The organism is Legionella beliardensis (genome assembly GCF_900452395.1).
GTDB classification, from domain to species: Bacteria; Pseudomonadota; Gammaproteobacteria; order Legionellales; family Legionellaceae; genus Legionella_C; species Legionella_C beliardensis.
The window spans coordinates 369,468-392,500 of record NZ_UGNV01000001.1 but is presented as its reverse complement, the minus strand read 5'-3'; the positions used below and the strand labels follow the sequence as shown (position 1 = coordinate 392,500).

Below are 23,033 nucleotides of genomic sequence, written 5' to 3'. Positions count from 1 at the left end.
ATGCGGGCGCCGAGGTGTGGCTCTTAGAGCTGCCGCCCAAATTGTGAAGCCCTATGAGCTATCTTGCGCTAGCACGTAAATGGCGACCGCGTACTTTTTTGCAACTGGTTGGCCAAGAGCATATTAACAAAGCGTTAATTAATTCTCTCAATCAACAACGCTTACATCATGCTTATCTTTTCACAGGCACTCGCGGTGTTGGTAAAACGAGTATCGCCCGCCTTATGGCAAAAGCACTTAATTGTGAGCAAGGGATAAGTGCTAATCCTTGCTTGCAATGTGAATCCTGTATTGCTGTTGAACAAGGACGCTTTATCGATTTAATAGAAATCGATGCTGCCTCCAAAACTCGTGTAGAGGATACGCGTGAGCTTTTAGAAAATGTTCAGTATGCACCTACTGCTGGTCGATATAAAATTTATCTCATTGATGAAGTTCACATGTTATCGCAGCATAGTTTTAACGCATTACTTAAAACATTAGAAGAGCCGCCTGACCATGTTAAATTTCTATTAGCAACAACTGATCCGCAAAAACTACCGATTACTGTCTTATCACGCTGCCTCCAGTTTAACCTTAAGCATTTATCGCTTGAAACCATAGCGTTGCAACTCAAAACGATTCTTGAGGCTGAAAATTATTCCTTTGAAGAGGAAGCACTTCAGCTTCTGGCAAAAGCTGCTCAAGGTAGTATGCGTGACGCTTTAAGCTTGCTTGATCAGGCCTTAGCCAGCGCTACATCCAACTTAACGGCAGCGGAAGTTAAAGCCATTTTAGGTTATACGCAGCAAGACTATGCTCTACAAATTTTATATGCTCTGTCTAACTTAGATGCTCCGCAACTAATTCAATTAAGCAGACAAATTGGTCAGGAAGGCGGGCAATTTAGTTTTGTATTAGATGAGCTTCTTGCTTATTTACATGAACTTACAATTATCCAACATTTGCCAGTTGAAAGTCCCTTATGTACTTATTCACCTGAACTTAAAGCATTAGCCAAGCAATTTAAGCCTGAAGATATTCAATTATTTTATCAAATTGGCCTTAAGAGTACTGAAGAAATTCATCTAGCGCCTACGTTAGCTATTGGCTTTGAAATGACTATGCTACGGATGCATACATTTAGGCCAGGTGATCCAGCAACTACACCAGCACTTGCTTATGAATTTAAAAAAGATAACTCACCAAACACAGTGGTATCACCAGTTACTAATAATCCGCCTGAAGCTATACAGGTGCCAGTAGTAAAAGAGATTAAACAAAACCTTTCTGATAACCCACCAACACTCTCTAAACCAGCAGAGCCTACTAAAGAAAACGTCTTGCCAACCGTAATAGACGATTGGGATAAAATACTTAGGCAAATTAAATTAACTGGTTTAGCACAAACAGCGGCTGAAAACGCAGAAATGATTGGTAAATCCGGGGGAGAGGTTAAATTACGTGTTGATAAGGGTCATCGTTCTCTGTTTACACCTGGTATTATTGAGCGTATTGAGCAAGCATTAACTAATTATTATCAGCAGAAAGTGAAACTTCACTTCGATTTTAGTGAAGTTCAGGCATCACCAGCGCAACAAAAAAGTGCAGCTTACGCACAAAATTTACAAGAAGCAGAGCTAATTTTACAACAAGATCCCTTTTTGCAGGACTTAAAGCAAGAATTTTCAGCAGAATTGGTCAAAAATTCTATTGAACCACGCTAAGATCAATTATAATTAATTAACTACCGTAACTATGAGGTTTTTTAGATGGACATGAATCAAAATTTAGCAAATCTAATGAAAGAAGCGCAAAAGATGCAGCAACGCATGCAAGAAGCTCAAAAGCAGCTTAGTGAATTGACCGTACGTGGCGAAGCCGGTAGCGGAATGGTTGCTGTTGAAATGAATGGCCGACATGATGTTTTAAAAGTTCGTATCAGCCCTTCATTGTTAGAAGAAGACGCCGAAATGATTGAAGATTTAGTTGCAGCTGCTGTTAATGATGCTGTCCGTAAAATCGAAAAATTATCACAAGATGAAATTAAAAAGCTAACAGCCGGCTTAAATATTCCTACTGATTTCATACAAGATCAGGACAAGGAATAATTGTTGGAATGGATGCTTTAAATCAGCTCATTACTGCATTGCGTTGCTTACCCGGTATAGGGCCTCGTTCAGCGCAACGAATGGCTTATCATTTGTTGCAACGCCAACGTCAACGAGGGCTACATCTAGCTACTTGTCTACAGCACGCCATGGAAGCGATCAAGCATTGTCAACGCTGTAATAATTATACAGAGCATGATCTGTGTGCTCTGTGTCAAGATACAGCGCGTGATTTTTCAATACTTTGTATCGTTGAAAATCCCGCCGATGTTGTGGCAATTGAGCAAAGCAATGCTTATAGAGGCAGCTATTTTGTACTCATGGGCAAAATATCTCCTCTAGATGGTATTGGCCCTGATGAAATCGGTTTACCTCGCTTACAGCGCTTAATTCTTGCTGAGGGTATTACCGAAGTCATTTTGGCTTTAAGCCCCTCTATTGAAGGACAAACAACAACTCACTTCATTCGTGAGCTGCTCAGCCCTCATTCTATAAAAATTAGTCAACTAGCGCATGGAATTCCTTCTGGAGGCGAACTAGAGTTTTTAGATGGAATAACTATTAGTAGCGCTCTTCGTAATCGAGCCGAGATTAATGAGTAGATTTTACCGATATCACTTTACTTTCTTAGTCGCTTTATTGTTAATATCAAATATCGCTATTGCTTCGTCTACCAAAAATTTATGGGGAATCTGGCAAGTTTATAACCCTTTATCAACTAAAACTATCTCTCATCAAGATTGGCAAGACTTTCTTAATAAACGAGTCATTACAAATGAAGAAGGTATTAATTTAGTTGATTACCCACGCTTAACCGAAGATGATTTAAACTTACTTAAACGATATATTGGCTCTATGAGCCACATAAATATCAGTAATTATAATCGCCAAGAGCAATTAGCTTATTGGATAAATTTATACAACGCACTAACCATACAAACTATCGTAAATTATTACCCCATTGGCAGTATTGAAGAAATTAACATTTCTCCGGGCTTATTTAGTGTAGGGCCTTGGGGAGCTAAATTAATTACTATTAATAATATGGCATTATCACTGGATGACATTCAAAATCGAATTATACGGCCTATATGGAACGATCCTCGAACCCTATATGCATTAAACAATGGCTCAATTGGCGCAGCCAACTTAAGTAAACAGGCCTATCAAGGCAGTACAATTGATAAACAACTTAATCATGCCGCATTTAAATATATTAATTCATTAAGAGGTGTGCAAGTTATTGAAGGTGCATTGATTGTCTCTAAACTTTATGAATGGTATGCTGAAGACTTCGGCGGTACCAAACAAAATATAATTAAGCACTTACAGCAGTTTGCTAAAGAGCCTTTAACGAGTCAATTAAATCACGTTAATAGTGTTGATAGTTATATTTATAATTGGCACCTAAACTCAACCATTGTAGCCCGCAGCCGTGAAAAAGGCATTTCAATTTAAGCAGCATTTAGGTGAATTTTTCATCTATAATTTAGTTTTTGTCTTTTTACAGTTTCTCTTTATTTTTGGACAAGGGCATAGCTTTATTCAAGCTATGGCGTACCCAATTAGAGTTTATCTGGAACTCTTAGCAGCATTATTTATCCAGTTAATTCTTTATGGCATCTTATCCTGGCTTCAAACTGGCTTATTATGGGGAGTTGCACGTTTTGCTACCAACAAAACAGTTATTGAACGTTGGCAAGTCATTATTTATAGTCTATCACTTACCGCCTTAGTTACCTTAAATTGTTATTTTTTTCCTTTAAGTAAATTTAGCGGTATTTTCTTACCTGAAGCGCCTAGTATTTTTATTAATGGGTTAATGATCATTAGCTTAGCTATCCTACTGCTTCTTACTCTAATTACCTTAAGCCAGTTTTTGTATAAAAAACCATGGTGGACCATCCCATTAGCCTTAGCTATCTCGTTGGTTTTATTTTTACAATTAAAACCAACTGCCACTAATTTAACGAATAATCAGCCAAATCTTATTATTATTGGTGTTGATTCATTCAGTCCTGATCAGGTAAATAGTGCATTTACACCAAACTTATATAAATATTTGCAAGAAAGCGTTCACTTTACTGAAGTGATTAGTCCACTGGCTCGCACCTATCCTGCGTGGATTACTATTTTAACTGGTCTTTATCCTCTTCATCATCAGGCAAGAGAAAATTTATACCCCCTTGCTAGCGTCAATTATATGGACAGCCTTGCTTGGATGCTAAGGCAAAAGGGTTACTACACCGTATTTGCTAGCGATGATCGACGTTTTAATAATTTAGGTCAGGAATTTGGCTTTAATGAGATCATTGGCCCTCGTATTGGGGTTAATGAAATTTTAATGGGTTCGCTTTATGACACACCGCTTAGTAATTTACTAATTAATTTGCGCCTAACTAAATGGTTATTCCCATATAATTACGCTAACCGGGCGGGCCACTTTTCTTATTACACGAGCACATTTGATTTAGAATTGCAAAATGCCTTAGCTAAAGCAGATAATAAACGCCCTCTTTTTTTCGCGGTGCACTTTACCCTACCTCATTGGCCTTATGCTTGGGCAACTTCATCACCAGTGCAAGTTGATGATGTGTTTGAGCTAAATAATCGTGAAATTTTGTATAACCAAGCTATTCAGCAAGTTGATCAGCAGGTAGGTACGATACTAAAATTTCTTACTCAACATGGCGCATTAACTAATAGTTTCGTTATCGTGTTAAGTGATCATGGCGAAGTCTTATATAAAAAAGGCTCGCGCCATACCGATCCACGGCTATACCAAAGCCAAGGTTATAACCAATTTATTAATTACTTAAAGAAAAAAACCGATACCAAATTACAAAGAAGCGCAGGCCATGGCTCAGATTTATTAAGTCCTGCTCAAAATCAATGCGTACTTGGATTTAAAATCTTTGAGCATGGCAAATTAATAACACAACCTAAGACTATCACTACTCGCATTGCCTTAATTGATATTGCCCCAACAATTGCTGCTTTTTTTAATTTTAATTTAAGATTAAAACCAGACGGTATTTCCTTATTAAATTCGATTCTAGGTAATCAATTACCTCCTCCAAACCGAGGAATTATGCTTGAAAGTGGGATGTTACCTAACTTAGCGCCAACGCCAGCTAAAGTAATTCAGTATGCAAAAGAACTATTTCAGATTAACCCCTCAAACACCCATCTAGAAATTCGTCAAGATAAATTTGCTACGATAAATAGCATGAAACTTTATGGCTTAATTAAAGATAATTGGCTCTTAGCCCTATACCCTGATGATGGCCGCTATATCACGGTCATTTTACAGCTAGATAATGGTTATTGGACTGATAATCTAAATAGTCCCTTTGCTAAATCAACGCCTGTTTTACCAATGCTTAAAGAATTACAGCAGTTTTATACAGAAGATTTAAGTCATTATCCTTACGTGCTAAAAGCGTCGCCAGGAAAACCTTAGCTATTTCGGCTATTTTTAGCAGTCATGTTTTAATCTTCTAACAGAGAAAAAAGCTGTTCAAGGGCCTTATTTTCCTGCAATGGCCGCTCGCAGTAAATGTCAAGAATACGTTGTAATGCTTGTAAATTACGGCGGCCGGGTTTTAAAATTTTATCTTCAAGACGATGATCATAAGCAGCCGTAACAACATGCCTATTTTTAAGCTCCTCACGTAAAGCATTCATTACCAGATTTAACGTGGTATAAACTTTATAAACGGCCCGGGCCTCAAGATCTGATAAAGTCGACGTAGATAGCAGATTAAAACCTTGATAACTTGCTAACAAGGTACGCATTAGGTAATTGGTATCTTTATTAGAAAAATAACCATATAAATCTAGGCACTCTGTAGTGGTTAATTGTTGATAAAGCAAGCTTAATTGCGTTAAAAATGGCTCATCATCACCTTCATGATGCATAACTTGCGTATAAAAATTCATGACAGAATCGATAAGACTAACTGGATTAAACCAGAATTTATAAGCCCGAAATAACTCGCCTAAGTAGCCTGATACACGAGTAGACTCATTAGGAAGATGCAGATAATGTAATCGCCATTCCTTCAGTGCCTTAATAATTAAGGGTTGATAGCCGCTGTTTACTTCTATGTTAATTCCTGGAGGAATTTCTTCGCCATGGAATAAATAATCATGTTCCGCTTGCAGTCCTCGCTGCCTGAGTAATTGGCTAGAAAAGCGTTGTAATAATTCAATAAAATTGTACAAAAGCTTTAGCCTAGTTTTCACCGAAATTAACTTTTCAAGATGAATAGTCTCTGAATATAAATAATTAGGGTTCATTTTAAAAAAGAAAATACTATTATTTAAAGCAATAAAATCAGGATACATCAGCATCTTATTAAGCGTTTGTAACTCGTTATTGTTTAGATAGTTAAGTTGAATTTGGTAACTAGTGGAGTCCTTACCAATTTCATTGGCAAAATGAACTAATGCTAATAACCATTCTTCCGGAGTTGCTGCTTGAACCATTTTTTTTAAAAATTTATTTTTAGTCTGGCAATCTACAATTTCAGTTTGAGCCGATTCATTTAATAATAGAGCGTTTAAATTTTTATAAAAAAATAATAATTCCTTAGCGAGAATTACTTCTTCTTCCAACAATAACATGCCAGCTGCTTTTAATTTTAAGTGCTGAATCTTTAAGTAACAACGGGTTAAATCATTTTCATGTAAACAATGTAGCTCAGGGGTTGCAGGCTCACCTGAAGTAAGGACAATTAATAATTCACTATATAGTCTAATTAACGCAGTACAGAATTCTACTGCCGTTTGTTTCTGAGATGAACTGGCTTGCCAGCTTGTCATTATTTCTCTGTGGAAGCGGATCTCCGTTTGCTTAATATCATATTTAATAAATGCTTTAGCTTGATAAATTTCATCAATTAGCCAAGGAAACAATGCCTGTTTATCATTTTTCATCCTTCATCCTCCAAGCATTTAATATTTGGAAGTCGGACTTGCGGTGTACTTTAAAAGCTATATCAAATGAATATGCATAGAAGAGTTCTACAGCCAATTACTCTTTGCTAAGATAATTTATATGGGATACTTAATATTAAGTGTATATAAATTATAGTCGGGTAATCTACTTTAAATACAGTAAAAACTTAGTTATAATCAAAATAAGATCAAGGGGATTATTTAATGATCAAAAAACACCGACCTTTTAAGCAATTTTTATTGTCCTTGTTGAAGAAAAAAAAATTATCTTTTGAACTCTTAACAGAAATAGCAGGTCGAAAAGCTGCAAATCGAGTGCTCGACAATTCAGACAACGAATTAGGTGCTCCTGCATTAGGTACAGGACATATCCCAGTTTTGCATGGCCAATTGCATGAAACCTTAGGCGCTATTCCCGATCTAAAGGCGCAAGTGGCTGAAAAAGAAGAACAACTAGACATAGCCAACCAAACACAGGCTAATAGATTACGACCTACACCTCGCCCCTAAAGCAGCTTACTAGCCAAAAATTAGTATGACAAAATCTAAGGATATTTTCTTTTTAGGCAGAATTAAACTTATAATTAGCGACTAAATATTTGTAGCCAGTCTTATTTAATGGTAATTTAAATTAAAAAATTAACTCAATGAGTGTGTTTCTATTACAATTTAAATTTATTTTATCTGATTTGTATTTAATTAATGGAGAAGTTTAATGTTATCGCATCGAAAATACATCATAATTATTGACGATGCCCCTAAGAATGTTCAAATCGAGGAGTATTTTAGTAAGTATGATTATCAAGTTTTGCACTATAATCAAGTCCCAAAATTAAATGCACTTGCAGAAACACCGGCGGCCTTTTTAATTCATAGCACGATGCTATCTCAGCTAAAACTCTCAACCATTAATGTTTTTTATCAACGCGCGGTTCCTCTAATTGTCCTTAATGATAAGAAAGATGAGGAAATGTGCGTTAAGATACTTGAAGAAGGCGCTGATGATTTCTTAGTAAAACCAATACTCGTGCGTGAACTTCATGCTAGAATTGGTGCGCTCAGCCGTAGAGTTCAACGTTCTTTAAAAGAAAGTGACCAAGATAGAGATGTTTTACTATTTGATGATTGGAAGCTGTATCCTGCTTCTCGGCAAATTTTTGATAGTAATCAGCAAGAATTGCAATTAAGTGCTGGTGAATATGATTTATTGCTTGCCTTTGTTCGTCAACCACAACAAATCTTAGGCCGTGAGTTTCTATTACAGATTACTAAAAGCAGCGATTTAAATCCTTTCGATCGTCGTATTGATGTACAAGTAAGCCGTTTAAGGCAAAAAATTGAAACAGATGCCAAGAAGCCCGCATTAATAAAAACCATCAGAAATGGCGGCTATTTATTTACAGCACAGGTTTTTACCATGAAAGAAGGGTGCAGTGCTAATTTAAAGATAGAGTAAAAAAATGATATCTTACCGAAAAAAATGGCTAATAGTTATTACCTTGTTAATAGCCTTCACGCTTGCTCTTTACTTTCTTTTCTTTAAAAAATCGAGCAATATCATTGCTGATAAGCCAAAGCTTGTTGAAATTGAATCCTTAAAAACAGCAGATATAGAAGAAACCATACATCTTCTAGGTACGATTCATCCTAAACATGTGACAGTGTTAGTCGCTAAAAATAATGGCACACTCGATGCCCTACTTCCTACGGGGCAGAAAGTTCACAAAGGTGAGCTTATTGCTAAAATTGATAACCCTGATATAGAGAACAATTTACAATTATCACAAGGTACAGAAAATATTGCCAAAACTCAATTTGAGCGTTTGCAGAGCCTGGTTAAGGGCGGTATTGTTAGTTCAAAAGAAGTAGAAGATAAAAAGCAACTCTGGCTAGATGCACAAAAAGAACTTTCTAAAGCGAAAATTGAATTAGATACCTTACGTTTTTATGCGCCTTTTGAGGGTATTATTGGCGCTTACAAAAAGAAAGAAGGTACACAAGTCAGTGCTGGTGATCCTATAGTAACAATTTATGACCCTGCTATCTTAGTCATAGATTTTGATATACCTTGTACAAATATATCCGCCTTTCATGAAGGCCAAGCAGTTCGAGTTTTTAATACGACTTATAAACTTTCCCATTTACAGAAAATGATTGATGAGGAAACGCACATGTGTCCTGCGGATGTTTCTATATCGTGTAGTAATTGCTTAATTGGAGAAAGTGCTGACGTTGAGTTCATCACGCAAAAGAAGAAAGATACCATTGTCATTCCGCAACAAGCCATTTTCCTACGCAACAGTAAACCTCACGTTTATCTAGTTAAAAACAACATTATTGAATTAGTTCCTATCACTACCGGTATAAGAAATAAATCCCGCATTGAAGTAACGTCTGGGTTACAGGTTGGGCAGCAGCTTGTTATTAAAGGCCAAGAACGTCTATATCCGGGTTTAAAAGTAGCGATTTATCACGCTTGAGTAATCATGAAAATAACCAATTATTTTATTAAACATCCCGTTACAGCCATTATCTTTAATTGTTTGATTATTGTTATTGGATTACTTTGTTTTCAAAACTTACCGATTAGGGAATACCCTAATATTAGTTTTCCCGTTATTACCGTTACTGCAAACTACCCTAACGCTAGCCCCGATTTAGTAGAAAACGCAGTCACTAATATTTTAGAAGACAGGCTTGCTGGTATTGAAGGGTTAGAGATGATTACGTCTGAATCTAACGCAGGCTATGCTCTAATTACTCTAACTTTTCGCAGTAACACGTCAATGGATAAGGCATACAATAGTACCCAAGATGCAATTAGTTTAGCTAGAGCCTTGCTGCCGCCTGAAGTTAAAACACCTTTAGTTGAAAAAAAAGTAAAAGCAAATGGCCTGCCCTTTATAGGTATTTCACTAGAATCAACCTCTCTAGATTTTGGCCAACTTACGCACTTTGCTCATTTGCGTTTAAAAAATGCTTTTCGCAGTATACCAGGCATTGCTTCCGTTGATGTCTGGGGGCAACCCTATACTTATGAAATTACTCTTGATCCAAAAAAATTATTTTTATTTGGCATTAATGTGGATGAAGTTTTAAGTGCGATAAACAAGAGTCGCATATCCTTGCCTGCGGGTAATTTTCAAAATCGCACGCCAAGTACGTTAAATTCAGAATTAAAGTCTATTAAAGATTATGAAAATCTACTTATTAAAACGCATAAAGGGCATCCTATTTTATTAAAATCTATTGCCCAAATAAAATTAACAACAGACACGCGTAGGATGCGTGTTCGGGTTAACGGTCATAGTGGTCTGGTTCTTTCGCTTAACCGCACTAATGATGCGAATCCCATTGAAGTCTCTCGGCTGGTTCGCCAAGAATTAAAATCGATACAGGCTAGCTTGCCAGCAGGGATGCAAACAAAAATAATTATTGATCAATCAGATTTTATTAAAGCATCTCTCCATAATATCAAGTCATCTATTATTGAAGCGATTCTTTTAGTTTTAATCATTGTTTTTCTTTTCTTAAGAAATTTACGCGCCACAATTATTCCCTTAATTACCATCCCTATTTCATTATTAGGTTCGTTAATTTTTTTAAAATTAGTCGGATTTTCTATTAATTTAATGACCTTATTAGCGATGGTACTAGCCATTGGGTTAGTTGTTGATGATGCCATTATTGCTTTAGAAAATATCTGGCGCCATATAGAAAAAGGGTTAAGCCCTACTGACGCTGCGTTAAAAGGCGCGCAGGAAATAGGCTTTGCAATTGTTGCAATGACATTTACTTTAGCAAGCGTTTACATGCCCATTGCCTTTATTGAAGGTTTATTAGGTCAACTTTTTATTGAATTTGCTGTTGCTTTAGCAGGAAGCGTTATTGTTTCAGGGATTGTTGCCTTAACACTAACGCCTTTAATGTGTGCCAAATTAATTAATAGAAATAATAAAAACTGGTGGCCACAAATTGATAGTTTCTTAACTGCAGTAAGCCAAAAATATGCCAAACGTCTAGATTGGGTGCTCAGTCGTAACACCATTTCTTTAGTTGCCGCCTTCTTATTTATCAGTATTTCTATTATTTTCTACAATCTACTTCCTAGTGAAACTGCACCAAAAGAGGATAGAAGTTTAGTTGGCGTCTATATACCTCCTGTTGCCGGAGAAGCGATTGATGATTTAGACAAAAAAGTAAGTGGCATCGAAAAATCAACCAATACCTTAAACGAGGCCAATAATAAACTGACCTTTATTGGTGATTGGGGAGCTAGTATTATTCTGCCTTTAAAGCCTCATAATGAGCGCAAACGCTCTGCTGCAAACATTACTGCAGAATTAAAACCTAAATTTACCCAATACCCCTCTATTGATCCTGCTGTATGGAGCTGGGATACAGGCTTACCTGGCAATGACAATGCTGGTAGTGTCTCTGAGTTGGCTTTAGTTATTTCAACGCCTGATAGTTATCGTGAACTCTTTAATAACTTAGAGAAATTTAAAAAACGCTTAGATAATTTAAAATTATTTGAATCAACTAATTATGATTTACGCCTTGATTCCATGGGTTATCAGATTGATGTTGATAATAATGCTATCGCTAAACTTGGCCTAACTGCTGCCCAAATTGCCAAAACAATTGAAGTTTTTTTTAGTGGCGATCAGTCAATTAAATTTCAGAAAGACAGTATTACTTATAATTTAACAATTCAAGGCAACCACTCCCCATGGAATTTAGATGAGCTATACCTTACGACACCAGCAGGCAAACATATCTCTTTAGGTGCTGTAACTAAAATGACGACGAAGGCGCAGCCGGCAACACTTGAGCATTTTAAACAAATGCGCTCAACGACCTTACATGTAGGCTTACAGCCAAATCAATCAACACCGCAAGCCATGGCCAAGCTATGGGAAATGGCTAAAAATGAATTACCTGAGCACTATAAATTAACGTGGACAGGCATGGCTAAAACTTATACTGAAGCATCACACATGATGCTCTATTTGCTGCTGTTAGCCTTAGTATTTATCTATGCCATTTTAGCCATTCAATTTGAAAATTTTATTGATCCATTAATCATCTTATTTACCGTACCCCTAGCTAGTTCAGGCGCCTTATTATTTGCCTGGCTATTTGGACAGTCTCTTAATATATACTCGCAAGTAGGATTAATCACTTTAATTGGTTTAATTAGTAAACACGGTATTTTAATTGTCGAATTTGCTAATCAATTACGTCTACAGGGATTAGCATTGCGAGACGCGATTCGACAAGCTTGCCAATTACGCTTTAGGCCTATTTTAATGACCACAGGCGCCATGACTTTTGGCGCAATTCCATTAGTTTTATCGCATGCTGCTGGAGCGGAGTCCCGTCATGCTATTGGCATAATACTAATTGGCGGCTTGTTATTTGGAACCTTCTTTACTCTTTTTGTGCTGCCAGGAATTTATTATTTTGTTAAAGCAAGGATTAAAACAGCCAATGAAGTAGTTTATAAAAACAATCCTAAAGAAAGCCAATAATATTTTTTCTAAAATGGCATGTAGCCTGGGTGCAGGGCCGTAACCCGGGTTTTACTTCGTTACACCCAGGCTACCTATTTGATTAAATTTAAATATAAAAAGAAAGCAAATAGAATTACCCTTACTGCCTCTTCGCATTAACCTTTTTCATCCGAACAGTCTTAACCATATTGTCACTGACTTTTAAAATTTCTATCTGATAATTTTCTATTTTTAAGCAACAATCAGCAGGAGGAATATAACCAAGGTACTCTATAATTAAGCCACTTAAAGTTCGTGGGCCAAGTGCAGGTAATTGCCACCCTAGCAGGCGCTTTAGATGCCTAAGCGTGATACTTGCATCAACTAATACCGTTTCCTTATCTTGTTGAATGATATCCTTACCTAAGGTAGCTATATCGGTAGTAAATTCACCGACTACCTCTTCAAGAATATCTTCGAGTGTTACCAAGCCTTGCAAATCACCATATTCGTCCACTACAAAAGAGCTGCGTTTTTTTACTTTTTGAAAATTTAAGATTTGCGTACTTAGAGGTGTTTCCTCAGGAATAAAATAAGGCGCATCTGCAATTTTAATTAATGTTTCTTTGCTTAAACGCTCTTCTAAGCTTAAATTTAAAATACTGCGCACATGAACAATACCGATTAATTGATCAATCGTCTCTTGATAAAGTGGTAAGCGTGTGTGTTGTGCTGTTTCTAATTGATCAAGTATTTCATGCCAAGACTTATTTAAATCAATTCCTACGATATCTGCTTTAGGAACCATAATGTCTTCAACCGTCGCCTTCTCTAAATCCAGCAAACCAATCAGCATGCTTTTATGCTCTAAAGGCAACAAACCTCCTGCTTCATTCACAACCGAGCGTAACTCATCGGCAGTTAATGCTTCACGCTGGGCTTGATCAAGTGATACGCCAAATAACCGTAAAATACCATTAGTAGCCCAACTGACTGTTTGCACGAGCGGCGCCATGACAATGTGTAAAATATTAAGAGGAACGGACGCTGCAAAAGCAACTTGCTGCGGGTATAGAGCGGCTAGCGTTTTAGGAATCATCTCAGAAATAACTAAGATAACTAGCGTTAATAAAATAGTTGCAATCGCAACACCTGCATTACCATATAATCGCTGACCAATTAAAGTTGCTACTGTTGAAGCGACGATATTTGCTAATGTACTACCTATTAAAATAACACCCAATAACTTATCGGGCCTCAGTAACAAACTACTCACCCGCATTGCCTGTTTATTTTTTCCCTTAGCTAAATGACGCAATCGATAACGATTTAACGACATCATCCCTATTTCAGAGCCTGAAAAAAAAGCAGAAATACCAATTAAGATAATTAATATTAAAAATAAAATAATTAAGGAGAATTCCACTTACTACCTTTAAATAGAATTTAAATTAATTGCCTATTAGCGGCAGACTTAGTCTAAGCTAGATTATAATACAGTTTTTTTTACAGAAAGCCATGACCAAGCTAAAATAGCATATTAAACGTATAGTACTAATCACTATTAATTGTTTACATACAATCATTGCAGCCACACTTTAGCGTGCTACAATTACTCTTTTTTCGATTGGATGACATCATGTTTGAAAACTTAACTGAACGTCTAACGCGAGCTTTTAAAACACTCAGTGGCCAGAGTCGTTTTACTGAAGAAAATACCCAACAAGCTTTACGCGAAATACGCCTATCTTTACTTGAGGCGGACGTAGCCCTGCCGGTAGTTAAGCAATTTATTGAACAGGCAAAAACTAAAGTGCTAGGCCAAGAAGTAGACCTTAATTTAAAGCCTGAACAAGCACTGGTTAAAATTGTTCATGATGAATTAGTTCATCTATTAGGCGATGAGCGAGCTCAACTTAACTTTAAAACCCAACCACCTGCTATTTTCTTAATGGCCGGTTTACAAGGTTCTGGTAAAACCACCAGTGCGGCGAAATTAGCGCGATATCTTAAAGAACAAGAAGATAAAAAAGTAATGCTAGTAAGCTTAGACGTTTACCGCCCAGCTGCAATTGAACAATTACAATTATTAGCTAATCAACTTAATGTACCTTTCTATCATGCCGAGCCGCATGAAAAACCAGTTGATATCGCCCGAAAAGCACTAGATAGTGCTAAAAAACAATACGTGGATGTACTGATTGTTGATACCGCAGGACGGTTACATATTGATGATGAAATGATGGCAGAAATTAAATCCATTCATCAAGTGATAAGCCCTGTTGAAACACTGTTTGTAGTTGATAGTATGACTGGCCAAGACGCTGCTAATACTGCTAAAGCATTTCATGAGGCTTTACCACTAACAGGTGTTATTTTAACTAAAACCGATGGCGATGCTCGTGGTGGGGCTGCATTATCCGTTAAACACATCACCGGCCAGCCTATTAAATTCTTAGGTAGCGGTGAAAAAATTGATGCGCTAGAACCTTTTCATCCAGATAGAATCGCTTCTCGAATTCTTGGTATGGGTGATATTCTATCCTTAATAGAAGAGGTTGAACGCAAAGCTGATAAAAAAGCAAGTGAAAAATTAGCCAAAAAAATAAAGAAAGGCAAAGGGTTTGACTTAGAAGATTTTAAAGAGCAACTCTTGCAAATGAATAATATGGGCGGTATTGCGGGTATGATGAGCAAATTACCTGGTATTAGCCAACTACCACAACAAGCGATGAGTCAAATTAATGATAAAGCCATGAATCAAACCATTGCTATTATTAATTCCATGACCCTAAAAGAGCGTCGCATGCCTAAAATTATTGTTGGGTCTAGGAAAAAAAGAATAGCGTTAGGCTCAGGGACACAGATTCAAGATGTTAATCGTTTGTTAAAACAATACGAGCAAATGCAAAAAATGATGAAAAAATTTACTAAACCAGGCGGACTTAAACAAATGATGCGTGGCATCAAGGGGCTACCGGGATTAAAAGGAATTCTACCAGATGATTTTAAATAATTAATCTAGAAGGCTTCCCTTACTGAGTTAATTTTCGTACAATACACGGCATTTTTACCGTAACACTCTTAAAGAGGAAAATAATGGTCGTTATACGTTTATCAAGAGCAGGTGCAAAAAAGCGCCCTTTTTATCACATGGTTGTTACCGATAGCCGTAAACGTAGGGATGGCAACTATATTGAGCGCATAGGCTATTTCAATCCAGTAGCACGCGGTCAAGAAGTACGCCTGCACTTAGACATGGATAAAGTCACTCATTGGCAAAACACAGGTGCACAACTCTCTGATCGAGTACGCGCTTTAATTAAAGAATACAAAAAGACTGGCACAACTGAATAACGTGGTTGATGACTGGATTATTGTAGGACGTTTTGGTCGGGTTCATGGAATTAAAGGGTTTATCTCAGTTAATTCCTTTACCGAACCACGTACTAATATTCTTAATTATCAAGGTTGGCATGCTTATATTAATAGAGCATGGCAGCCAGTGAATCTACTTAACGTAGACATTACAGATAAGCACGTTTTGGTTAGAGTAGAAGGATTTAGTGAACGTGAATTGGCAATGACGCTCACAAATTGTGATATTAGAGTCCATAAAGACCAATTACCAAAACTCAGTCCAGATGAATTCTACTGGCATGAGCTATTAGGCTTAGAGGTAATTAACAAACAAGGTGAGCATTTTGGTAGGGTGGCTGACATACTCCCTACAGGCTCTAATGATGTTTTATTGGTGCAGAAAGATGGGGAAAGTAAGCAGCATTTGATTCCCTATGTACAAGGCCAATTTATAATAGAAATAGATCTTAAACAACAACGCATTATTGTTGATTGGGATATCGATTTTTAATAGTGAAAATCACTATATGACTTAAGTCATGATTTAGGTAGTCAGTTTTCTTCTTAAATCATATTAAAATGAGAATTAAATTTTGCTTCACCTATTTTAGTTGGTAAGTAAAGAGGCATAAAGCGTAGGCACAATGGTTGACACATTGCATTTAGGTATCATTACTTTAATGCCAGATATATTTGCCGGATTAAATTACGGTATACCTGGCCGTACAGTGACACAAGGCCTAGCACAAATTGACTATTGGAACCCACGCGATTGGTCTTTACGACCTTACCAACAAGTTGATGATAAGCCTTACGGCGGGGGCCCGGGGATGGTCATGATGTATGAACCTCTCAATGCTGCTATTTTGCATGCCAAGCAGCATATGCCAGCCCACTGTAAAACTATTTATTTAAGTCCGCAAGGAAAGATAATAAAGCAGCAGGACTTAAACGTTGTTGCTGAGCGTAAACAACCGTTACTGTTTATTGCAGGACGGTATGAAGGCATAGATGAACGTATCATTCAGCATCATGTCGATGAAGAATGGTCTATTGGTGATTTTGTATTAAGTGGCGGCGAATTAGCAGCCATGGTATTTATTGATGCTATCTTGCGTCTTCTTCCAGGAAGTCTTGGTCATCCAGAATCGGCCGCGCAAGATTCATTTATGAATGGATTACTTGATTATCCCCACTATACGAGGCCTGCTACAGTAGAAGGAATGGATGTTCCGGCGGTCTTACTAAGTGGTAATCATTATGACATTGAACGCTGGCGCCGAAAACAAGCGCTAGGGAGAACTTGGCTGAAACGACCCGAGTTACTCGAAGCAATTGAATTAAGTAATCTCGACAAGCAGCTACTTGTTGAGTTTAAACGCGAACACGGCGATTCTCGTTAGAACGCCATTTTGAGGAGTGACTTCATGACCAATATTATTGACCAGTTAAATGCTGAGCAAATGCAAGGCAAAACTATTCCTGATTTTAATCCAGGCGATACCGTTTTAGTTCAGGTAAAAGTAAAGGAAGGTACTCGCGAGCGTTTACAGGCGTTTGAGGGTATTGTTATTGCTAAGCGTAACCGCGGCTTAAATTCTGCCTTTACAGTGAGAAAAATTTCTCATAACGTTGGTGTTGAGCGTGTTTTTCAAACGTACAGTCCTGTTGTTGATAGTATTACTGTTAAACGTCGTGGTGATGTCCGTCGTGCTAAATTATACTACCTACGTGACTTAGCGGGACGTGCGGCTCGTATTAAAGAAAAACTAGCTACTAAAAAAGACAGTTAAATCTTATGCTCATTGCTACCTCTTTTGAGACACCAGCAGGCTGGCTTCATTTAGAGTTCGATGAGCATTATATTTATCATTCTAGATTTACTAAGCATCCTATTATAAGCTCAGAAACTAATAAATTATCTTCGTTCATTGCCTCTGAGCTTAATGCTTATTTCCATGATTGCCACCATCGTTTTCAGCTGCCACTAAAACCTCAAGGCACCCTCTATCAACAGCGAGTTTGGAATGCACTTTTAGTCATTCCTGTTGGCCGCACTATTACCTATGGTGATCTAGCAAAATCATTGCAAACTAGCCCGAGAGCTATAGGCCAAGCATGTAAAAGCAACCCACTGGCACTATTTATACCCTGCCATCGGGTAGTAGGTAAAATGACCTATGGTGGTTATATGGGACAAATTGAAGCGCTTGACTACAAAATACGCCTGTTAGATCATGAAGATTACCAGCTTAACCTAGCTCAAAGCTAATGTGGAAAATTATTTTTTTCTTCTATTGATTCTGATTTTTCATCCGTATTTAAGGCAAAAATAGTATTAATAATGTTTTTAGTAAAAAATCCTAAGCAATAGACTGAATCATCATAAAGGCGTTGAAAAATAGTTTTATCTTCCAATTTTTTAAGGTAAGCCTCTTCCCACTTAAAAGCTAACCCTGGTTCTAATTCTGCATTAATTTTATTAAGATAAGCCATTATCTCCTGCTTTATTTCTGGCGTTAGCATGACTTGATGGCATAAATACTCATGAAGGGATTGTGCAATTCCAAGTCGTAATCCAGTTTTTACCGTAGTTTGCTCAGGAGAAAAATTACTTAGTAAATTAATGTACTCTAAACACAATGCTTGATAACTTGCTATTGCAAGGATTTTTTTTCCTATCCCCTCCACCACCTCCTTGTATTTAGGCAAGTCTTTTTCAAACAGAGCCACTTGTTCTGCTAAATAAACGCCATTTTCTTGGGTATTTAATATTAAATTATCCCTACTCATCCATTGTTCAATACTTTTTACATCAGCTAAGTTTTTATTTTTATAAAATTCAATTAAACCTTTTTCTAGATAAACATAATATTGCATAGCTGCACTAATGATCACTGTGCCTGCATAGGCTTTCTCAGGAGGCAAGATGAAGGTAGTTAAAAAAGCATACAAAATTTGTATGAATTCTAAATCTGCTTTAGAAAAATCAGAATTAATTAGCTCGTAAATAGCGAGTACTAATAAATCATCACCACTTATTGAGCGCTCTGATTCTCCTTGATATTTAGAAATTAAAAAATTAGGCCAATTTAATACACTGACATATTCGCCTTGTCGAAGTAAGCTTAAAAATTGTTCTGTAGACAAGTTACTCCTCCTTGAATCCTTGTTATACGAAGAATAAAGCCTAACCCAATATTGATATGTTTATTAGTCATTAAAACAATAATTGACCATTAAGAACAGTATGGCATTTAAATTTATAAATAAATTTAAATTAAAGAGTCTCTATAAAAAGTCGATATATATGCAAAGCAAGGAAAGATGATGCATAAAATAAAAATTACTATATTGCTATGTTTTATTCCTTTACAGCTAGCCTTTGCTAACTGTGACTTAACTCGCTTCCGTTGGGAGTGCGATATTCCAATTTCTGCAAAACCGACTAGGTGGGCGACATCACTTGTTTATTGTGGCAGTAGCTATGGTTATGTGACACCAGCTAATTTTGACATTCTTTCCAGGTATCATCGACGCAGTATTAATATGGTACTCAAAATAAATGATGAATTTGTTGATGCGCCTTGCATTCCGGTGCGCCGTTAATTCTATCCTGCTAGCTCTTGTAAAAAAGCAAATTTTGCTTAAAATGCTTCCTATTTAATACGTTCTTCTTGTGATAAACCCTAATCTTTTATTAGATCAGCTCTGCGAGCAAGGCTTTCATATTAGCGATCACTTTTTAGATGAGCAAACTGCTTTAATATTAAGAAACACTGCACTAGAGCTGGCAGCCAATCATCAATTTCAAGCCGCTAAGATAGGTAATCAGGCTCATGCTGCGGCTAATAACACGATACGATCGGATAAGATTTTTTGGCTAGACGAACAGTCTCCTAATATAACGCCATTTTGGCAAGTGATCACGCAAATTAAAACGCTTTTAAATCAGCAACTTTATTTAGGTTTAGAAGAATTTGAAACTCATTTTGCCTTATATCAAGCTGGCTCCTTTTACCGTAAACATATTGATCAGTTTCGTAGTAAACACACTAGACAAGTTTCTTTTGTCTATTATCTTAATCCTAATTGGCAAGATAACTTCGGCGGCCACCTAACCCTTTATAATCAGCAAAATGAAATCATGATTTCGATTTCTCCTAAATGGAATCGCTTTATTTGCTTCTTAAGTACCTTACCTCATGAAGTCCATAAAACCACTAAAAATAGACTTAGCATTACAGGCTGGATGAAAACAAAAGATTTTTCTAATACAATTATTTAACTTTAATCAAAACGCTTAAAAGTTGTATAGTTATAATAAATAATTCATGGAGGATTAAATGATTAATAAAGCTCTTACTATTTTACTTTTCTTATTCACCATAACAGCCTTTAGTATGCCTGATGCGCAGATAAAACATTTAGCAAAACGTTGTAATACATTAATTAAACGGCTAGATAATCTAACCATCAATGAAAACACACATTGTGCCCTCACATTAAAAATTGCAGCAGACGATACCCGCTTTACCAGAGATAAAATCTTACAAAACGATCCTTGGGCTGCAAGTGGAAAACTGTACTGGGCTGTAAGATCACTCGAGAAGCTTGATGAAGCACAATGTGCATATCCTAAAGACATAGAACTAGTTACCACCCAGCTTAATATAATCTCCATTGAATTAATGAATATTATCCAACTAAGCCATACTGTTTAATTTGATTTGCGCAAGTAAGCACATGAAATTGCTTATCTAATCTACGAATTTAACGATTTATATTGCTTAGCAACATTTTCTGTTTCAGCAATTAAAATCCTGATTAATTCTTCTGCAGTCATTTTTCTACATAAATTGGCTGACTGTCCTGCCCATAAAGACATAAATTCGCTGTTATTTTTTTCTTTTGCTTTTTTCCTCATCATGGTTGTTAGGGCGTTTTGTACGGGATAGTCAAGAATATATTTTTCACTCATGCATTCAATGAATTTATTACGTATACCACGTGCCATTTTTCCAGAAAAAACGTGGGTCAATACCGTATTATCTTTTTGTTGCTCTAATAGAATTTTTTTATAGGCCTCTGGAATACCGGATTCAGGACAGGTTAAAAAAGCAGTTCCCATTTGAACGCCGCAAGCACCTAAATCAATTGCTGCCATGATCCCTCTGCCATCCATGATGGCTCCTGCTGCAATAATAGGGATTGTAATATGATCTACTAATTGCGGTAGCAAGCTAAGTAGTCCAATTAATGCATCTTCTGCTCTACCTATAAAAGTTCCACGATGCCCGCCCGCTTCAGCGCCTTGTGCAACAATTACATCAATCCCACTTTCTTCCAGTAATTGTGCCTCAGTTAATGTTGTTGCTGTGCCAATTAAAATTGTATTATTTTTTCTTAACTGTGCTATCCATTCAGGGCTTAATGTCCCGAAGGTATAGCTAAAAATCGGAATTTTTTCTTCAATAAGCACCTTCATTTGCTTATCAAAAGGTTGTGCATAAGGTTCAACGATAGCACTTATTTCTAGTTCTAATTCAGGACAACATTGATTAATATCCTTAAGCGCTTTCTCAATTTTAGAAGCTGATACTTGATAGGGCCCAGGAATAAAAAGATTGACAGCAAAGGGCTTAGTAGTTAACGCTCTAATTTTTTTTATGGCCTGTCTAATATCATTTGGTGACATATAACCTGCGCCTAAGGAACCCAATCCTCCAGCATTAGACACAGCAGCAACTAACTCTGGCGTTGTAGCGCCACCAGCCATTGGTGCTTGAATTATCGGATATGTTATACCAATTTTTTTAAGCAATTTATTAGGCCAAATCATATTAACTTATAAGTAATTATTAATTTTCTTAGAATATGATTTATATAAAGAAAATAATAGTCATTGCTTTCATCTTATGAATTAGCATGAGGAAATTTAAACGTATAGGCGGGTACGCAAGCCTATACGACGTTAGGCAAGCAATAAATATATATTTTTGCTTACCTAGCTTGCTTATAGGGGCCTAATCTATAGCGAAAGCCCAGGTTGTGAGTCATTAGCATTAGCTTCGTTTTCTAAGAAAGACTGCATCTTTGCACTTAAATCTTTCGCTTTTTTTAGAATGCGTTGATGATTAAGATGCGCTTCCCACGTATAGGGATTAGCCAGAGTAGCTTCCTTAATATTTTTATACTTAGTAAACACATTACCTGTCACTTCAGCTAACTCTAGCTCTCTAATTTTTTTTACTGCTCGTGGTAGCGTTTGCAATAGATAACTTTGCCTTATTGGCCTTTCATTTAGTGTATTTGCTTCTAAATTAACCTGATGCAACGGTAGCCAATGAACAATTTCTAAATCACTGCCAGCTTGTACGGCAGGAGGCTCTTTTAAGCGCCCAAGGTGAAATAAATAATGAGTCACCTTGGTATGTAAACGTTCTTCATTGGTAATGCCAAAATCATCTGAAGTATAGAGTTCATGGGGTTTACAATGTTCTAAATTTAGACCAGTTTCTTCTTTTGTTTCTCTTAAAGCCGTATCCCAAGCATTATAATCATTAGAATAATTAATGCCTGAGCTAAAAAGGAATGACTTCATTAACAAGGGATTAATCTTTTTACCTAATTTATTAGCTTGCTGTTGCAAAAAACCCTCGTTAGACGCATCTTTTAATTGCTTTAAAGTATAAGCTTGAGTTGCCTGACTAGAAGATGAGGGCTTTTCTTGCTCGGAAATAGTAACAGCATTTAAATTTCCAATGATAGCTTCTTCATCCCTATCTCTTTCATCATCACTGCGCTTATCAAATTGTAATTCACTGTTTTCTGGACCCTGGCCACGTGTATAGCCACCTATCTGGTCATATTGGATTTTATTTCTTTTTTTCCCACCCAGAATATAAATAACACCCGTTTCAGCATCTGTATAAGAAATAGTACAGGAAACGCCTGTTCCTTGTTTGGTGTAGGGATGAATGTCGTAAAATTTTCTTCTTTCACCATTAGGGTTATGAATTCGCTTACCAAACATGGTTATAGCAAGCCCATCGAGTAACCGGCATATTTCCTCTTCTTTTGCTCTCATAAATCTTCTAAAAATGGTTAAGGAATGCTCATTATC

The 23,033-nt window shown here is 36.7% G+C and carries 23 protein-coding genes and 1 other RNA gene (1 of these 24 only partly in view); 19 read left to right on the top strand and 5 right to left on the bottom strand.

What is annotated here, in order from left to right; translation table 11 throughout:
• The 6 genes from ffs to DYE47_RS01780 form a co-directional block, all read left to right on the top strand.
• An RNA gene (gene ffs, locus DYE47_RS01805) (signal recognition particle sRNA small type) lies at positions 1 to 29 on the top strand (it extends 68 nt beyond the left edge of the window).
• A 24-nt stretch (positions 30 to 53) separates the two neighbouring features.
• Positions 54 to 1,706 carry a DNA polymerase III subunit gamma/tau gene (gene dnaX / locus DYE47_RS01800; protein WP_115301631.1) on the top strand — a complete coding sequence of 551 codons (1,653 nt, stop codon included), beginning with the start codon at positions 54 to 56 and terminating at the stop codon, positions 1,704 to 1,706.
• Between the two features lie 45 nt (positions 1,707 to 1,751).
• Positions 1,752 to 2,090: a YbaB/EbfC family nucleoid-associated protein gene (locus tag DYE47_RS01795; RefSeq protein ID WP_115301630.1), complete on the top strand. Its 339-nt coding sequence runs from the start codon at positions 1,752 to 1,754 to the stop codon at positions 2,088 to 2,090.
• 8 nt (positions 2,091 to 2,098) lie between these two features.
• On the top strand, positions 2,099 to 2,692 hold the full coding sequence (recR, locus tag DYE47_RS01790) for a recombination mediator RecR (RefSeq protein ID WP_115301629.1): 594 nt from the start codon (positions 2,099 to 2,101) through the stop codon (positions 2,690 to 2,692).
• Positions 2,685 to 3,548, top strand: a complete 864-nt coding sequence (locus DYE47_RS01785) for a DUF547 domain-containing protein (protein WP_115301628.1) — start codon at positions 2,685 to 2,687, stop codon at positions 3,546 to 3,548. The genes recR and DYE47_RS01785 overlap by 8 nt, the downstream gene beginning before the upstream one ends.
• Positions 3,526 to 5,553: a sulfatase-like hydrolase/transferase gene (locus DYE47_RS01780; RefSeq protein WP_115301627.1), complete on the top strand. Its 2,028-nt coding sequence runs from the start codon at positions 3,526 to 3,528 to the stop codon at positions 5,551 to 5,553. The genes DYE47_RS01785 and DYE47_RS01780 overlap by 23 nt, the downstream gene beginning before the upstream one ends.
• Positions 5,554 to 5,582: 29 nt before the next feature.
• On the opposite strand, the gene DYE47_RS01775 is transcribed toward DYE47_RS01780, so the two are convergent.
• Positions 5,583 to 7,031, bottom strand: a complete 1,449-nt coding sequence (locus tag DYE47_RS01775) for a hypothetical protein (RefSeq protein WP_115301626.1) — start codon at positions 7,029 to 7,031, stop codon at positions 5,583 to 5,585.
• A 225-nt stretch (positions 7,032 to 7,256) separates the two neighbouring features.
• Here DYE47_RS01775 and DYE47_RS01770 point away from each other — a divergent pair, with 225 nt between their 5' ends.
• The 4 genes from DYE47_RS01770 to DYE47_RS01755 all read left to right on the top strand — a co-directional run bounded on the left by DYE47_RS01770 (position 7,257) and on the right by DYE47_RS01755 (position 12,586).
• Positions 7,257 to 7,562 (top strand): hypothetical protein, encoded by a 306-nt coding sequence (locus tag DYE47_RS01770; protein ID WP_115301625.1) that lies wholly within the window; start codon positions 7,257 to 7,259, stop codon positions 7,560 to 7,562.
• Positions 7,563 to 7,767: 205 nt separating this feature from the next.
• Complete coding sequence (locus DYE47_RS01765; protein ID WP_115301624.1) at positions 7,768 to 8,508, top strand: response regulator transcription factor; 741 nt, start codon at positions 7,768 to 7,770, stop codon at positions 8,506 to 8,508.
• Between the two features lie 4 nt (positions 8,509 to 8,512).
• Positions 8,513 to 9,532: an efflux RND transporter periplasmic adaptor subunit gene (locus DYE47_RS01760; RefSeq protein ID WP_115301623.1), complete on the top strand. Its 1,020-nt coding sequence runs from the start codon at positions 8,513 to 8,515 to the stop codon at positions 9,530 to 9,532.
• 6 nt (positions 9,533 to 9,538) lie between these two features.
• Complete coding sequence (locus DYE47_RS01755; protein WP_115301622.1) at positions 9,539 to 12,586, top strand: efflux RND transporter permease subunit; 3,048 nt, start codon at positions 9,539 to 9,541, stop codon at positions 12,584 to 12,586.
• Between the two features lie 121 nt (positions 12,587 to 12,707).
• Here the strand turns inward: DYE47_RS01755 and DYE47_RS01750 are convergent, their stop codons facing one another.
• A complete protein-coding gene (locus DYE47_RS01750; protein WP_147285922.1) occupies positions 12,708 to 13,973 on the bottom strand; it encodes an HlyC/CorC family transporter in 1,266 nt (421 codons plus the stop codon).
• A gap of 213 nt (positions 13,974 to 14,186) precedes the next feature.
• Here DYE47_RS01750 and ffh point away from each other — a divergent pair, with 213 nt between their 5' ends.
• The 6 genes from ffh to DYE47_RS01720 all read left to right on the top strand — a co-directional run bounded on the left by ffh (position 14,187) and on the right by DYE47_RS01720 (position 18,179).
• Positions 14,187 to 15,563: a signal recognition particle protein gene (gene ffh / locus DYE47_RS01745; protein ID WP_115301621.1), complete on the top strand. Its 1,377-nt coding sequence runs from the start codon at positions 14,187 to 14,189 to the stop codon at positions 15,561 to 15,563.
• Between the two features lie 83 nt (positions 15,564 to 15,646).
• Positions 15,647 to 15,904, top strand: coding sequence for a 30S ribosomal protein S16 (gene rpsP / locus DYE47_RS01740; protein WP_115301620.1), 258 nt, complete (start codon positions 15,647 to 15,649; stop codon positions 15,902 to 15,904).
• Entirely contained in the window at positions 15,897 to 16,418 is a 522-nt protein-coding gene (gene rimM, locus DYE47_RS01735) for a ribosome maturation factor RimM (protein ID WP_115301619.1), read from the top strand. The genes rpsP and rimM overlap by 8 nt, the downstream gene beginning before the upstream one ends.
• A gap of 133 nt (positions 16,419 to 16,551) precedes the next feature.
• Entirely contained in the window at positions 16,552 to 17,310 is a 759-nt protein-coding gene (gene trmD / locus DYE47_RS01730) for a tRNA (guanosine(37)-N1)-methyltransferase TrmD (protein ID WP_115301618.1), read from the top strand.
• A gap of 24 nt (positions 17,311 to 17,334) precedes the next feature.
• The gene (gene rplS, locus DYE47_RS01725) at positions 17,335 to 17,700 is read left to right on the top strand and encodes a 50S ribosomal protein L19 (RefSeq protein ID WP_115301617.1); all 366 of its coding nucleotides are present in this window, start codon (positions 17,335 to 17,337) and stop codon (positions 17,698 to 17,700) included.
• 5 nt (positions 17,701 to 17,705) lie between these two features.
• Positions 17,706 to 18,179: a methylated-DNA--[protein]-cysteine S-methyltransferase gene (locus DYE47_RS01720; RefSeq protein WP_115301616.1), complete on the top strand. Its 474-nt coding sequence runs from the start codon at positions 17,706 to 17,708 to the stop codon at positions 18,177 to 18,179.
• Here DYE47_RS01720 and DYE47_RS01715 read toward each other — a convergent pair.
• Complete coding sequence (locus DYE47_RS01715; RefSeq protein WP_115301615.1) at positions 18,176 to 19,057, bottom strand: helical bundle domain-containing protein; 882 nt, start codon at positions 19,055 to 19,057, stop codon at positions 18,176 to 18,178. The genes DYE47_RS01720 and DYE47_RS01715 overlap by 4 nt on opposite strands.
• A gap of 177 nt (positions 19,058 to 19,234) precedes the next feature.
• Here DYE47_RS01715 and DYE47_RS01710 point away from each other — a divergent pair, with 177 nt between their 5' ends.
• The 3 genes from DYE47_RS01710 to DYE47_RS01700 all read left to right on the top strand — a co-directional run bounded on the left by DYE47_RS01710 (position 19,235) and on the right by DYE47_RS01700 (position 20,631).
• On the top strand, positions 19,235 to 19,516 hold the full coding sequence (locus DYE47_RS01710) for a hypothetical protein (RefSeq protein WP_115301614.1): 282 nt from the start codon (positions 19,235 to 19,237) through the stop codon (positions 19,514 to 19,516).
• A gap of 70 nt (positions 19,517 to 19,586) precedes the next feature.
• The gene (locus DYE47_RS01705) at positions 19,587 to 20,195 is read left to right on the top strand and encodes a 2OG-Fe(II) oxygenase (RefSeq protein ID WP_115301613.1); all 609 of its coding nucleotides are present in this window, start codon (positions 19,587 to 19,589) and stop codon (positions 20,193 to 20,195) included.
• 58 nt (positions 20,196 to 20,253) lie between these two features.
• Positions 20,254 to 20,631, top strand: a complete 378-nt coding sequence (locus DYE47_RS01700; protein ID WP_115301612.1) for a hypothetical protein — start codon at positions 20,254 to 20,256, stop codon at positions 20,629 to 20,631.
• Between the two features lie 41 nt (positions 20,632 to 20,672).
• Here the strand turns inward: DYE47_RS01700 and DYE47_RS01695 are convergent, their stop codons facing one another.
• Positions 20,673 to 21,749, bottom strand: coding sequence for an NAD(P)H-dependent flavin oxidoreductase (locus DYE47_RS01695; protein WP_423202412.1), 1,077 nt, complete (start codon positions 21,747 to 21,749; stop codon positions 20,673 to 20,675).
• Positions 21,750 to 21,938: 189 nt separating this feature from the next.
• The gene (locus tag DYE47_RS01690; protein WP_115301611.1) at positions 21,939 to 22,997 is read right to left on the bottom strand and encodes an NUDIX hydrolase; all 1,059 of its coding nucleotides are present in this window, start codon (positions 22,995 to 22,997) and stop codon (positions 21,939 to 21,941) included.
• Positions 22,998 to 23,033 lie beyond the last annotated feature (36 nt).